This window comes from Nocardia sp. NPDC046763 (assembly GCF_040645495.1).
Taxonomy (GTDB): domain Bacteria; phylum Actinomycetota; class Actinomycetes; order Mycobacteriales; family Mycobacteriaceae; genus Nocardia.
Genome location: NZ_JBEYYI010000006.1, coordinates 103276 through 117191 on the forward strand (window position 1 = coordinate 103276; position 13916 = coordinate 117191).

A 13916-nucleotide genomic window follows, 5' to 3' on the forward strand; every position below is an offset into this window, starting at 1 on the left:
CGTTCACACGGCAATCCCGACGTTTTCGTAGAGTGTGGGCGTGGTTTCACTGATCACCCAAGGTAACTCGACCGATCCGAACGGACGGTCCTTCATCCGGCGGCGCTGGGAGCCCTGGGCGGCCATGGTGGGCGTCATCGCTCTCATCTGCGTCGGCGTGTGGTACAAGGCGCTGAACACGAGCGAGAGTGACCAGGGTGCGATGGCCTGCAACTCCCCCAGCCCCGCCTCGAGCACGTCCACGGCTCCGCCCGCCCCCCTCGGCGAGCGGGTGTCGGCGTCGAAATTGCGGGATGTGGAGCCGGCGGCCCTCAGCCAGTCGAAGGTGCGCGTGTTCAATGCCAACGGCCAGCGCGGTCAGGCCGCGCACGTGGCCTCCGAGCTGGGCGACCTCGGTTTCGCCAGTGCGCCGGACGTGCAGATCGGTAACGATCCGGTATACGTGAACGGCGACCTCGAATGCACCGGGCAGATCCGCTTCGGTGCGAGGGGCCGGTCCGCCGCGGCGTCGGTACAGCTGGTGGTTCCGTGTGCCGAGCTCATCGAGGATCAGCGCCAGGACGACACCGTGGACATGGTGCTGGGCTCGCTGTTCCGCGATATCCGGCCCGGTACCGACGCCGAGGAGGTGCTGAAGTCCCTGAAGAACCCGACGCCCGGCACCGCGCCGGCCATCGACCCGAAGCTGCTGGAGGCCGCGCGGCACGCGAAGTGCTGAGAATCTCTTTCGCGGGGTGTGTGCTCTGACCGACAGACCCGGCGCGAAACTCCAACCGGCGCAACCGTATATATGAATCCGGATAACAGGAATCGCCGCGATCCTTCGATCGCGGCGATTCGTTTTGCCCGGTCCGGACCGACTGTCAGCCGGGCCTCGTGGTCGTCCAGCCCTCTGTCACGACACCGGAATAGGGGTGGTGACGTCCAGACGCCCGAACAGACCGAACAGTTCGTCAGCGATGCCGGGCGCGGCGGCGGACACCAAATCGCCTGCGGCGCCCGGCGAGTCGGGTCCGGGCGGGAGGATCAGACGTGCACCCGCCTCGGTGGCGATGAGCGCGCCCGCCGCCCAGTCCCACAGGTTCAGGCCGTGCTCGTAGTAGGCGTCGGTACGGCCCTCGGCGACGGCGCACAGGTCCAGCGCCGCCGAGCCGAAGCGGCGGATGTCGCGAATGTGCGGCAGCACCTGCGCCACCAGCTCACCCTGCCGGGTACGCCGCTCGGTGGCGTAGGCGAAGCCGGTGGTCACCAGCGCCATGGACACCACGTCGACGTCGTTGGCACGCAAGGCAATCGGCGCACCGCCCGGAGCGGTGCCGTCCACGCTGGAGTCGGCGCGGTGCGCACCCAGCCCGAGCCCGGCGCTGTAGGTGACCACGTGCGCGACATCGGCGACCGCGCCCGCGACCGGGCGGCCGCCGCGGACCGCGGCCACCGACACCGAGTAGGACGGGATGCCGTAGACGAAGTTGACGGTGCCGTCGATGGGATCGACGACCCAGTGCACCAGATCCGAGTCCTCGGCCAGGTTGCCGCCGTCCTCCTCGCCGACCACGCGGTCGCCGGGGCGCAGTTCGGCGACCAGTTTGCGGACCAGCTGCTCGGTCTCGGTATCGACGATCGTGACGGGGTCGGTGGGAGTGCTCTTGGACTGCACAGCGTCCTGCTCGTGCGCGCCCGGCCCGAAGACCTGCGGCCGGCGCTCGCGGACGTGCGCGGCGGCGGTCTCGGCCAGAAATACCGCGACGCGGCGCAGTTCGGCAATATCGGACGTGTCGGTGTTCGTGGCTGGGGCGGGGACGGTGGAAGTGAAATTCGATTCCGGCACGAGCACCATCGCAGCACAGATCCGGCATCCGGCGCATTAGGCTTGTCGTGCACGACACAAGGCGGAGGTCGATCGAGCGGTCATCGGCCGGTGGCTTCGACTCGCCGGCATCCCTGGAGAACGAGGAGTGGTCCATGTCCGATCCCGGACGCGCGTTCGGCATCGATATCGGCGGCAGCGGTGTGAAGGGCGCCGAGGTCGATCTCGCGACCGGCGAGCTGGTCTATGAGCGCATCAAGATCGCGACGCCGCACCCGGCCACTCCGAACGCGGTCGCCGAGTCGGTCGCCAAGCTCGTCGCCCAGTCCGGCTGGGAGGGCCCGGTCGGCATCACCATGCCGAGCGTGGTGCTGCACGGGCAGATCCGCACGGCCGCCAATATCGACCCGACCTGGATCGGCATCGACGCGCGGCACCTGTTCTCGCTGGCGCTGGGCGGCCGCGAGGTGACCGTCCTCAACGACGCCGACGCGGCGGGCATGGCCGAGGACCGGTACGGCGCGGCAAAGGATCTCGACGGTTTGGTAATGCTGCTCACCTTCGGCACCGGTATCGGATCGGCCATGATGTACAACGGCGTGCTCCTGCCCAACAGCGAGCTCGGGCACATGGAGGTCGACGGCCGCGAGGCCGAGCACCGGGCCGCCGCCTCGGTCAAGGATCGGGTCGGCATGTCCTACCCGGAGTGGGCGCGGGAGGTCAGCAAGGTGCTGGTTACCGTGGAAAACCTGTTCTGGCCGAGCGTGTTCGTGGCGGGTGGCGGCATCAGCCGCGACTACCAGGAGTGGATTCCGTTGCTCACCAACAGAACCCCGGTGGTGCCCGCCGCGCTGCGCAACACCGCCGGCATCGTCGGAGCAGCCATGGCGGTGTCAGCCGGGATCGCACCGTAAGTAAGCTGGTTCGATCGTTACAATGGAACACATGCCCGGCGGTAGGCCGGAAACCGACACCGGCACGAGAGCCGGTTTACCCCCCGACAGAACCGCTCCGCCGGATCACCACTCTGGCGTGACGCCGCACGAGACCGTCACGAAAGGGCGTACGTGGTAGCCACGAATACCCGAGAGACCGCCGAATCGGCCGAGGCCGCCGACTCCGCGGACACCACCGCAGAACGGCCGGTCAAGAAGGCTGCCGCGAAGAAGGCCCCGGCCAAGAAGGCCGCGGCGAAGAAGACTGCGGCCAAGAAGACCGCGGCGAAGAAGGCCACCAAGGCCACCGCCAAGAAGACGGCGGCGAAGAAGGCTTCGCCGAAGAAGGCCGCGGAGCCCGGCGCCGAAGGCGCTGAGGGCGACGAGGTCCTCGACGACGACTCGCTGGAGCTCGACGACGACCTGGGTGACATCGAAATCGACGAGGACGACCTCGGCGAGGACGAGGAGCTGGTCGACGAGGTCGAAGAGGACGAGGAAGCCAGCCCGGCCGCTCCCGCCGCCGAGGGCGAGGAGGCCGAAGAGGCCGACGAGCCGTCGGAGAAGGACAAGGCGTCCGGCGACTTCGTCTGGGACGAAGAGGAATCCGAGGCGCTGCGCCAGGCCCGCAAGGATGCCGAGCTCACCGCCTCCGCCGACTCGGTCCGCGCCTACCTCAAGCAGATCGGCAAGGTCGCGCTGCTCAACGCCGAGGAGGAGGTCGAGCTCGCCAAGCGCATCGAGGCCGGCCTCTACGCCACCGAGAAGCTGCGCGAGTTCGCCGAGAAGGGCGAGAAGCTGCCCGTGCAGTCGCGCCGCGACTTCCAGTGGATCATGCGCGACGGCAACCGCGCCAAGAACCACCTGCTGGAAGCCAACCTGCGACTGGTCGTTTCGCTCGCCAAGCGCTACACGGGCCGCGGCATGGCGTTCCTGGACCTGATCCAGGAAGGCAACCTCGGCCTGATCCGCGCGGTCGAGAAGTTCGACTACACCAAGGGTTACAAGTTCTCGACCTACGCGACGTGGTGGATCCGTCAGGCCATCACCCGCGCCATGGCCGACCAGGCCCGCACCATCCGCATCCCCGTGCACATGGTCGAGGTCATCAACAAGCTCGGCCGCATCCAGCGCGAACTCCTCCAGGACCTGGGCCGCGAGCCCACCCCCGAAGAGCTCGCCAAGGAAATGGACATCACGCCCGAGAAGGTGCTGGAAATCCAGCAGTACGCGCGCGAGCCCATCTCCCTGGACCAGACCATCGGTGACGAGGGCGACTCCCAACTCGGCGACTTCATCGAAGACTCCGAAGCTGTCGTCGCGGTCGACGCGGTGTCCTTCACGCTGCTACAAGACCAGTTGCAGTCGGTCCTCGAGACCTTGTCGGAGCGCGAAGCGGGCGTCGTCCGTCTCCGCTTCGGCCTCACCGACGGCCAGCCCCGAACCCTGGACGAAATCGGCCAGGTCTACGGCGTCACCCGCGAACGCATCCGCCAGATCGAGTCCAAGACCATGAGCAAGCTCCGCCACCCGAGCCGCTCCCAGGTCTTGCGCGACTATCTGGACTAGCGATCACCCGAGATTGGGCCGCTGAGCTACGGCTCGGCGGCCCAATCTCGTATCAAGACCCGGGCACAACGTCCGAGGGGTGCGTGTACGGGCAGAACCGTATCCGTCGAACTCTTCGCGATGCGGAGACGATGGGTGGGTCAGCGGGCTTATCGGGCCGTGACGAACCCCTGGGAAACCAGCCAGTCGCGCGCGACGGTAGCGGGTTCGGCGCCTTCGAGGTCGACCTTGCGGTTGAGTTCGGTGATCGTCTCGTTGGTCAGCAACCGCGAGATCGGCTCCATCACCGTGGCCACCTGAGGGTGCGCGTCGGCGAAGGATTTCCGCATCACCAGTGCCGCATTGTATTTCGGGAAGAACCCGACATCGTCGTCCAGAATGCGCAGGTCGAGGGCTTTGATACGGCCGTCGGTGGTGGCGACCGACCCGAACTGGCAGCCGCCGTTCGCGGTGGAGGTGTAGACCAGCGCGTCCTGCATGATCTGCTTGTGCACCTTGCCGATGTCGACGCCGTACTTGCGGGCCATGCCCGGGAATCCGTCCTGGCGGACACTGAATTCGGTGCCCAGGCAGGTGGGTCCGGTGCCGGGTTCGGTGTTCACGGCCCGCGCGTAGTCGGAGAGCGTCTTCGTCCCGGTCCGCTGTGCGCTTGCCACATTGGTGACCAGCGCGTAGGTGTTGTTCATCGGGGCGACGTCCGCCCACAGCATGCCGTGCGCGGCCAGGTCGGCGTCACGTACGGCCTCGAACTGCTGCTGTGAGTCCGGAATCGGCGTCTCGTTGCCCAGATAGTTGATCCAGCCGGTGCCGGTGTAGTCGTAGGCAATGTCGACCTGTCCGTGCAGCTGGGCATCGCGCAAACTGTTGGACCCGGTGATATTGGTGAGATCGCGCACTCGAGCGCCTGCCGCGGTGAGCGCGAATTCGATCATATAGCCGAGAATGTTCTGCTCGGTGAAATCCTTGGACCCCACCGTGATCGCCACCCCCTGCAACCTCGGATCCGGCCGGATGCTGCCGGCTCCGACCTGCAATGGCACCGCCCCGCCGGACTCGAGCCCGCATCCCGCCACCAGCATCAGCCCGAGCACGGCCAACACCGCCGTCCATCGTCTCCTCATCGCAGACCCCGTGGGCCGAGGAACTGTTCGGCGAGCGCTCCCAGCCAATCCACCAGCAGCGCGAGCGCCACCGCCAGCATCGCCCCTACCCACAGCGTCACGTTGTCCCGCAACTTGTATCCGGTATCGATGAGAATTCCCAGCCCACCCGCGCTGACCAGGAACGACAGCGTCGCCGTCCCCACCGCCAGCACCAGCGAGGTCCGCAGACCCGCGAGGATGTACGGCACGGCAAGCGGAAACTCGATGCGCCGCAACACCATAGCCGCGGACATCCCCTGTCCCCGCCCAGCATCCACCAACGTCGGATCAACCTGCTGATACCCGAGAATGGTGTTCCGCAACACCGGCAACAACCCGTAGAACGCGATCGGCACCACCCCGACCCAGAACCCCGTACGCTGGGTCACCAGGTAATAAAGCACGATGAGCCCGATAGCCGGTGCAGCCGCACCGGTATTGGCCATCCCCACGAAAAGCGGTGCCAGCCTGCGAAATCCGGGCCGGGTGAGCAAGGTCCCCAATGGAACCGCGATAGCGACAACGATGGCCACCACCGTCGCCGTGATCACGACATGCTGTCGAGTGACGGTCCCTATATTCGCCGCATTCATACTCGCCTTCTGTGTGGCTGTCAGGTCCCGATCGAATGCCCACACCAGCACCGCCACCCCCAGCCCCACCGCCAACACCGGCTGCGCCACCAGTCGAATCAGCTCCGACCGCCGGTCGGTATTCCGCCCCCTCATGCCCGCTCGCCCGATTCCGCCGCGCTGGAATCCTTGACCGCATCGGCGGGTTTCGTGGTGGCTCGGCCGCTCTCGGCGCGGGTGGTGGAGAGGTGGGTGACGAGGGTGTCGATCGCGATCAAGCCCACGTATTCACCGTGATCGCCAGTGACCACGGCGTGGGCGGTGCTCTCGGTGAGCAGCATTTCCAGCGCCTCCTGCAGGGACGAGCGCAGGGCGACCGTGCCGGTGACCGGGTGTCCGGCCTCGCGCAGTGCGGGGGCGTGGGCCAGCTCCTCGGCCGAAACCCAGCGCAGGGGACGCTGTTCCGCGTCCAGCACGAGGCCCCAGTGCCATTCCCGCTCGGCGAGGGCGTTGAGCAGGGGTTGCATCTCATCGGTTTCGGCAGCCGTCGGGCACTGCCCGAGTTCGACGTCCTCGACGCGGGTGAGCGTGAGCTGTTTGAGCCCGGCGTCCGCTCCGACGAATCCGGCGACAGTGTCGTCGGCGGGTGCGGCCAGGATGGCGGCCGGGGTGTCGTATTGCAACAGTCGGGAGCCGTTGCCCAGCACAGCGATTCGATCGCCGAGTTTGACGGCTTCGTTGAAATCGTGGGTAACGAAGACGATCGTCTTGTGCAGTTCGGCCTGCAGGCGCAGCAGTTCGTCCTGGAGGAGCCCGCGGGTGATCGGGTCGACCGCGCCGAACGGCTCGTCCATCAGCAGGACGGGCGGGTCCGCGGCGAGTGCGCGTGCGACGCCGACGCGCTGCTGCTGACCGCCCGACAGCTGGCGCGGGTAGCGGCGGCGGAAGGTGCCCGGATCCAGGCCGACCAGGTCGAGCATCTCGTCGACGCGGGCATTGATCTTCGCGCGATTCCAGCCGAGTAGCGCGGGCACCGTGGCCACGTTGCGCGCCACCGTCTGATGAGGGAACAGCCCGGCCTGCTGGATCGAGTACCCGATCTGTCTGCGCAGCTGGTCCGGATCCTGACGACCGATATCATGCCCGTCGATGGTGATGGTGCCCGAACTCGGCTCGATGAGCCGGTTGATCATGCGCATGATGGTGGTCTTGCCGCACCCCGACGGGCCGACGAACACCACGATCTCCCCGGCCGGAATGGTGATGGAGAATTCGTCGACCGCCGGATCCCGTTGCCCCAGATAGTGTTTGCTGACCGTGTCGAGCACGATCCGCGCGCCACGTGGCGCGTGCGCGGAATCGTTCGCCGCAGTGACGGTTTCAGACACGAATCCCCCTCGGAGTAGTGAATCGGCCGACGCCGGCCAGCAGGGCGTCGAGCAGCAACGCCAGCACGATGATCAGCACCGTGCCGGTGAAGGCCTGCGGCACCGCGGTCGGGCTGCCCAGCCGGGCCAGCCCGGAGAAGATCAGGTTCCCCAGTCCGGGCCCCTTCGCGTAGGCGGCCATGGCCAGAATCCCCATGATCATCTGGGTGCTGACCCGCATCCCGATGAGGATCGACGGCCACGCCAGCGGCAGTTCGATGCCGACCAGTACCCGCAGCCGGTTCATCCCGACCCCGCGCGCCGCGTCCGACACCGCCGGATCCACCCCGCCCAGCCCGATGATCGTATTGCGCAGGATCGGCAGCAGCGCGTACAGCACCAGCGCGACCACAGTCGGCCGCACGCCCAGCCCCAGTACCGGAATCAGCAAGCCCAGCAACGCGAACGACGGCACGGTGAGAATGATGCTGGCCAGCGCGGTCGCCAGCGCCGACCCCCACGGGCTGCGGTGCACCGCGATCCCGATCAGCACCGCCAACGCGGTCGCGATCAGCATCGACTGCGCCACCGCGGATACATGCAGGTACGAGTCGGTGAGCAGCTGCCTGTGATGATCGACGACGAAATTCCAGAGCGTGCCCAGAAGCCCCCTCCTGCCTAGAAGTTCACCGCACAGTGTATTGACGCGAACCCCGCCTCGAGCCTTTTCGACTGTCGACGAGACGATCAGTAGCACACGCCTGTGGGAGAGACAACGACGCCGCTGCGATCATTGCCGCCTCTTGCTCGTCTGCTCGGATCATCCTCCGGCAGGACGAAGGCCGTTGCGGTTGAACGAACTTCAGTCGGCGCGGTAGCGCAGCATCACCACGGTGTCGAAGTGCCTCGTCTCGGCCAATCGAAGCTGGATGCGCTTGTCCAGTGATGGGAAGAGCGGTGTGCCGCCGCCGAGTACCACGGACGAGACGAACAGCTGGTACTCGTCGATGAGTCCGTGTGGCATCAGCGGGGCGCGTGTGTCCAACGCTCGGGCTATCGGATCGACACTCCAGTCTGTGGGGCGAGAGCTCAGACAAAGATATCGGAGCTCCTGACGCTCACCGATCACCTCAATCTCCTTGGACCAGCACAGAGCACACCCCCTCCCTGGTGCGTGACTACCTGGACTAGCGATCACTCGTATCAAGACCCGAGCACAGTGCTGCCAGTTCGGGTTGGGTGCATGGGATGGTCAGGCGCACAAGGCTCGGGTGGCAGGAACGACGTCACCGATCCAGCGACGAAGCTGAGTGTCGTCGGCGGATTCCGGCCAGTACACGAAGGTGTCGAAGCCGGTCTCCATGGCGAGATCGGCCAGAATGCGGGCCCAGCCCGCGGCATCGGTGCGGATCGGTTCCTCGCCGCGCAGTGTGACCGACCCCGGAGTGTCGGTGATCGTTCCAACCAGTTGTGCCATTCGGGTGATGTCGGCCGGTTTGCGTCCCGCGTCGATCGCGGCGTCAGAGATGATGTCCTGTGCCGCTTGCCATTTCTCGTACGGTAGGTAGTGCGGGATGGGCGCGGCCCACCCGTCGGCGATACGCCCGGTGAGGGCGTTGGCCTTCGGACCGACGCTGCCGAACCAGATCCCGACCGGATGCGCGGGCGCGGGTCCGGACTGCACACCCTTCACGCTGTAATGCGCGCCTTCGACTTTCGCCTTCGTTCCCGGCCGCCACATGGCCCGGATGATCGCGGTGGCCTCCTCGAGCGCCTGCAGCGCTTCGGGATTCGACCGCACCGGACCGCCCATGGCACCGATCGCGGGCCAGAACGCGCCCGCTCCGACGGCGAGTTCGAATCGGCCGCCGCTGAGCACATCCAAGGTCGCGGCCTGCTTCCCGAGCATCGCGGGCCCGCGCAACGGCAGGCTGGCCACATCCGGAAACACCCGCAGCCGTTCGGTTTCCGCCAGCACCGTGGCGATCACCGCGAACGTATCGGCCAGCCCGCCCGAGTACGGATGATCCTGAATGCCGAGCAGATCCAGACCTTCCCGGTCCGCCAACCTGGCCATCGCGCGCAGCTGTGGCAGCTCGGTCACCGTCGGTGCCAACTGAATACCGAATCGTAGCTTCACCCCGTGATCATGCCAGCCGCGTCCGCGCGCCTTCGGCCGGTTCGTGACCGCTGGCGATGACCTCCGGGTTCAGCGCGTCGTGGGCGGAGCGCAGTGTTCGCTTGAAGGTACCGACTTCGGAAAGGGTTGTCGCCGAGCAATTGTCGCGTAGCGTGCACAACAAGGGATGGCCACATTCATGGTGGACTTCCGGGTTCCCCGACGGGCTCGCGGGTCAACTGGTGGTCGAAGCCGATTCCGACCCGAGCAGCGGCAAGCGCTGCGGGGTACGCACGATAGGTTGCTCGGGAGGGTCCGACCGACACGTCATCGGATGCTCGTCCGGGGGATTTCGCCGTCGACGATCCCGATGGCGTCTGCGAGGTGGAGTGCGAGCTCGAGTGCCAAGCGGCGCTCGCCAACCGGTCTGCCGATCGCGAGTTCCGCTTGTTCGAGGCGGTATCGGACGGTGTTGTGGTGAATGCCGAGATTCGCGGCAGTCGCACGAAAGTTGCTGTTGGCGGCGTAGAACGCCATCAGGGTTTCGCGGATGCGCCGCGTCGTGCGGTCGTTGCTCGTCAATGTGCCGAGTTCGGAGCTGACGAACTCGTGGCATCGCTCCGGGACGATCGAGCACATGGCTGCGATATCGACGTCGCGGTAGTAGGTCACCGCGGCGGCGGAAGGGGCGGTCATCTCCGACACACGCAGTGCGTCGAGGGCTTCCCTGTGGCTGTGGCGGAACCCGTCGAGACCGCTGGCCGGATTGCCGATGGCGACCAGGACCGGCACCGAGGGCGACGGGATGCGCGGGTGATCGTCCGCAGGGCCGGCCAGCCAGCACCACATGGTGCGGATGTCGACACGAACGGTCAACCCCGGTGTCCGGGTCGCCCGGCCCAGTTCCCGGACTGCCACGTCGAGCGATGCGCCCGCATCCGCGTCGTTGGTCAAGGCGCGCAATACGATTGCCGTGTGCCGCCCCGACAGCCGGTAGCCCAATCGGTATGTCGCATTGTCAACGTCGGTGTCCGAACCGGAGAGCACGCGGCGAACATCTTCGAGATGGGACAGTGAGCGTTCACGCGCGAGCCGCTCGTCTTCGTTTCGATACTCCTCCGATATCCGTTCGGTCATCAGATCGAGGCACGACAGGATGTACGAGGTGCCCGCTTTGACGACCTCCACCGAGCGGCGATCATTAGGCCCGTAGGCATAGACCGCGTCCGACCACTGTTCGGTCATCAGCTGCGCACCAATGCGATAGCCGCGGATCACCGCGGGCAACGGCAGCCCACGCTGCACCAGCATGCGAGTGCGTTCGACGACCTCCGCCGAGGGCATGAACATTTCCAGCGGCACCCCCCGGGCCAGATAGTCGAACGCGATCAGGGTGTTCGCCCGGCATGTCGCGCGCACGATGTCCTCGATGCCCGCCTGGCGAGTTTCACCGACACGGTCCGCAATGAGTTCCGCGGCGTCTTCGGCGAGTTCGGGGCACCGGGGTAGCAGTTCGGCGGCGACGGCCTGGACCGTCGCCTGGATCTCGTCGCCGCCCGGGCGTGTATGCATGGCCAGATGATGCCAACAACTCTCCAAATGGTCAATTATTCGAATCTGTATTGACCATTTGACAGTGGTTGCCGTCACACCATGGTTGGTAGCTTCGTCGGCGAAACGGAAAAAAGCCAGCTCACTCTCATATTCCTGGTGAATTGCGAATGCGTCGAGTGGTGTAGCCATGTTGTGCGATCCGTACAAAGGCTGTCCGCTCGGAACGGGTCGCGCGATTCCCGAGCGTGCGGCCACCTGACCACGACGAAGATCAAGAGGAGTAACCAATGGGCGCGTTCGCCCCCGCAGCGGGACGGCTCGGGCACGTCGATGTGCTGATTGTCGGCGCCGGGATTTCGGGTATCGGAATGGGTTGCCACCTCACGACCAAGCAACCCGGTCGCGACTTCGCGATCGTCGACGGTCGCGATGCGATCGGCGGCACCTGGGACCTGTTCCGGTATCCGGGAATCAGGTCCGATTCCGACCTGCACACCTTCGGTTACGAGTTCAAGCCGTGGACGAGCGACAACGCGATCGCCGATGCCCACGAAATCCTGGACTATCTGCGCGAAGCGATCGACGAGCACGACCTCGGGCGCCGAATTCACCTCGGCCACAAGGTGTTGCGCGCGAACTGGTCGTCAGCGGATGACAAGTGGACCGTCACCTTGCGGCGGAGCGATGATGAGCAGCTGATCGAGGTCACCTGCAACGTGCTCTTCTGCGCCTCCGGCTACTACGACTACGCGGGCGGCTTCGCCCCCGTCTTCGAAGGTCGGGAAGACTTCTCCGGACCGATCATCCATCCCCAGGCGTGGCCGGCGGGATTCGACTACACGGGCAAGAGGGTCGTTGTGATCGGGAGCGGCGCCACGGCCGTCACGATCGTGCCCGCGATGGCCGAGGATGCCGCCCACGTCACCATGCTCCAGCGGTCGCCGTCCTATGTCCTCGCGGTTCCCCGGCAGGATCCCATCGCGAACACGCTGCGCCGTCTGCTGCCGGATTCGGTCGCCTACCGGATTACCCGCCGCCTCAATCTTGCTCGCCAGCGAGGGATCTACCTCGGATGCAAGCGCTACCCGAGGCTGGCCCGACGGCTGATCCGTATTGCCAACCGACGACTCCTGCCCGATGGGTACGCCGTCGATACCCATTTCAACCCGGACTACAACCCCTGGGATCAGCGTCTGTGCATGGTTCCGGACGCGGACATGTTCAAGGCGATCTCCGCCGGAAAAGCGTCGGTCGTCACCGATCGGATCTCGCGTTTCACCCCCGACAGCATCCTGCTCGAATCCGGCGCATGCCTCGAGGCCGATGTCGTCATCACTGCCACGGGCCTACGGCTGCTTCCCTTCGGCGGTATCGAGGTGAGCGTGGACGGGCAGCGACTCGACGTTGCCGATCGTCTGACCTTCAAGGGCATGATGCTCAGCGGCGTCCCCAATTTCGCGTTCATGTTCGGCTACACGAACACCTCGTGGACGATGAAGGTGGATCTGGTCTGCGATCACCTGTGCCGAATTCTCGCGCACATGGACCGGCGCGGACACACGTCGTTCATGCCCGTCGACAACGACCCCACCGTCACCCGCAAGCCGATGCTCGATCTTCCCGCCGGATACGTACAACGTGCGATAGACCTTTTCCCCCAACGGGGTTCGCACGGTCCGTGGACGATGGAACAGAACTTTGGGTTCGACAAGGTGCTGCTGCGCGAGGGGCCGGTCGAAGATCCCGCACTGCGCTTCGCGACCGGGCGGCTCGAGGTTCGTGATCCCTCGACGGCAGAACGAGTGATCGCATGAACGTGCCGCATTGGATCGAGGTCGACGGTCGCCGGACCCGTGTCCGCGTCGCGGGCGACCCCGACCGGCCACCGATCCTGCTCCTGCACGGAATCGGCCGTAGTCTCGAGGACTGGGCGTCGCAGTTCCGGTTGCTGGCGGCTTCGCATCGGGTGATCGCCCTGGATATCCCCGGTTTCGGGTTCTCGGCCCGGCTCCGGGAACCGAGCAGCCTGGAGGTGTTCGCCCACGGGGTCGCGCGCACACTCGATGCGCTGGGAGAGAACCGGCCCGTGCACTTGGTGGGTAACTCCCTCGGTGGCGCTGTCGCGATGCGACTACTGGTCGCTGCCCCCGAACGAGTCGCGAGTCTGACGCTCGTCGACAGCGCCGGGTTCGGTTCGGAGGTGACCCCGCTGCTCCGCCTGCTGGCGGTGCCGGGCCTCGGTCGTCTTGTCGCGGCACACACCACCCGGGCCGGCGCACGCATGCTCGAGCGAACGATCTACGCCGATCCGGCCTTGGCGACCGAGGCCAGGATCGAGCACGCACTGGCCATCGCCGAGCAACCTGATCCCGGATCGGTGACTTACGAAATCGCGAGGGCGCTCGCCACCTGGCGGGGAGTCAGGTCGCGATGGCGATCCGAACTGCTCGCGGCTGTCGCCGGGCATCCTCGGCCCACTCTCCTCATGTGGGGCGATCGGGACCGCGTCCTGCCGTCGCACCAGTTGTGCGCTGCCTCGCACCTCATCCCGCACGCCCGGACCCACCTGTTCGCCGGGATCGGCCACGCGCCTCAGATGGAATGCCCGAACGAATTCGCCGAGCTCGTCACGGAATTCGTGGGGAGCCTGACCGAGGCCGGAACGCAGCGAGGCTGAACCTGGTCGCGCGCCGACGCAGCTTCGCGACTTCCGCACCGGGCGTGTCGCCCGCTGACAGCTGCCGGAGCGGTTTCGGCAAGAGCGACGAGGAACGCCTACGCCGACGGTCTGCTCGACATCGTCGAGCTGGTCTGACCAATCCGGTTCCGTCAATCTCACCCACCGAACCAT

11 protein-coding genes and 2 pseudogenes are annotated in these 13916 nt (G+C 66.3%); 5 read left to right on the forward strand and 8 right to left on the reverse strand.

Features of this window, described 5'->3' with window-relative positions; all coding sequences use genetic code 11:
- Positions 1-40: 40 nt before the first annotated feature.
- Positions 41-718: an envelope integrity protein Cei gene (cei, locus tag ABZ909_RS12065; RefSeq protein WP_356998081.1), complete on the forward strand. Its 678-nt coding sequence runs from the start codon at positions 41-43 to the stop codon at positions 716-718.
- A gap of 177 nt (positions 719-895) precedes the next feature.
- Here cei and ABZ909_RS12070 read toward each other — a convergent pair whose 3' ends face one another.
- The gene (locus ABZ909_RS12070) at positions 896-1828 is read right to left on the reverse strand and encodes an inositol monophosphatase family protein (RefSeq protein WP_356998082.1); all 933 of its coding nucleotides are present in this window, start codon (positions 1826-1828) and stop codon (positions 896-898) included.
- 134 nt (positions 1829-1962) lie between these two features.
- On the opposite strand from ABZ909_RS12070, the gene ppgK reads away from it, so the two are divergent.
- Both ppgK and ABZ909_RS12080 read left to right on the forward strand, forming a co-directional pair.
- Positions 1963-2721: a polyphosphate--glucose phosphotransferase gene (ppgK, locus tag ABZ909_RS12075; RefSeq protein ID WP_356998083.1), complete on the forward strand. Its 759-nt coding sequence runs from the start codon at positions 1963-1965 to the stop codon at positions 2719-2721.
- Positions 2722-2832: 111 nt separating this feature from the next.
- Positions 2833-4311 (forward strand): annotated as a pseudogene (locus ABZ909_RS12080) (RNA polymerase sigma factor); the annotation flags it as partial.
- Between the two features lie 149 nt (positions 4312-4460).
- Here the strand turns inward: ABZ909_RS12080 and ABZ909_RS12085 are convergent.
- The 7 genes and pseudogenes from ABZ909_RS12085 to ABZ909_RS12115 all read right to left on the reverse strand — a co-directional run bounded on the left by ABZ909_RS12085 (position 4461) and on the right by ABZ909_RS12115 (position 11254).
- On the reverse strand, positions 4461-5432 hold the full coding sequence (locus tag ABZ909_RS12085) for a glycine betaine ABC transporter substrate-binding protein (RefSeq protein ID WP_356998085.1): 972 nt from the start codon (positions 5430-5432) through the stop codon (positions 4461-4463).
- The gene (locus tag ABZ909_RS12090) at positions 5429-6181 is read right to left on the reverse strand and encodes an ABC transporter permease subunit (RefSeq protein WP_356998087.1); all 753 of its coding nucleotides are present in this window, start codon (positions 6179-6181) and stop codon (positions 5429-5431) included. The genes ABZ909_RS12085 and ABZ909_RS12090 overlap by 4 nt, the downstream gene beginning before the upstream one ends.
- A complete protein-coding gene (locus ABZ909_RS12095; protein WP_356998089.1) occupies positions 6178-7413 on the reverse strand; it encodes an ATP-binding cassette domain-containing protein in 1236 nt (411 codons plus the stop codon). Before ABZ909_RS12095 ends, ABZ909_RS12090 begins: the two co-directional genes overlap by 4 nt.
- The gene (locus ABZ909_RS12100) at positions 7406-8056 is read right to left on the reverse strand and encodes an ABC transporter permease (RefSeq protein ID WP_356998525.1); all 651 of its coding nucleotides are present in this window, start codon (positions 8054-8056) and stop codon (positions 7406-7408) included. The genes ABZ909_RS12095 and ABZ909_RS12100 overlap by 8 nt, the downstream gene beginning before the upstream one ends.
- A gap of 198 nt (positions 8057-8254) precedes the next feature.
- Positions 8255-8425, reverse strand: a pseudogene (locus tag ABZ909_RS12105) (dihydrofolate reductase family protein); the annotation flags it as partial.
- Between the two features lie 219 nt (positions 8426-8644).
- Positions 8645-9532, reverse strand: coding sequence for an LLM class flavin-dependent oxidoreductase (locus ABZ909_RS12110; RefSeq protein WP_356998090.1), 888 nt, complete (start codon positions 9530-9532; stop codon positions 8645-8647).
- 306 nt (positions 9533-9838) lie between these two features.
- A complete protein-coding gene (locus ABZ909_RS12115) occupies positions 9839-11254 on the reverse strand; it encodes a helix-turn-helix domain-containing protein (RefSeq protein ID WP_356998091.1) in 1416 nt (471 codons plus the stop codon).
- A 98-nt stretch (positions 11255-11352) separates the two neighbouring features.
- Between ABZ909_RS12115 and ABZ909_RS12120 the strand changes: the two genes are divergently transcribed.
- Positions 11353-12879 carry an NAD(P)/FAD-dependent oxidoreductase gene (locus ABZ909_RS12120; RefSeq protein WP_356998092.1) on the forward strand — a complete coding sequence of 509 codons (1527 nt, stop codon included), beginning with the start codon at positions 11353-11355 and terminating at the stop codon, positions 12877-12879.
- The gene (locus tag ABZ909_RS12125; protein ID WP_356998093.1) at positions 12876-13742 is read left to right on the forward strand and encodes an alpha/beta fold hydrolase; all 867 of its coding nucleotides are present in this window, start codon (positions 12876-12878) and stop codon (positions 13740-13742) included. Before ABZ909_RS12120 ends, ABZ909_RS12125 begins: the two co-directional genes overlap by 4 nt.
- Positions 13743-13916 lie beyond the last annotated feature (174 nt).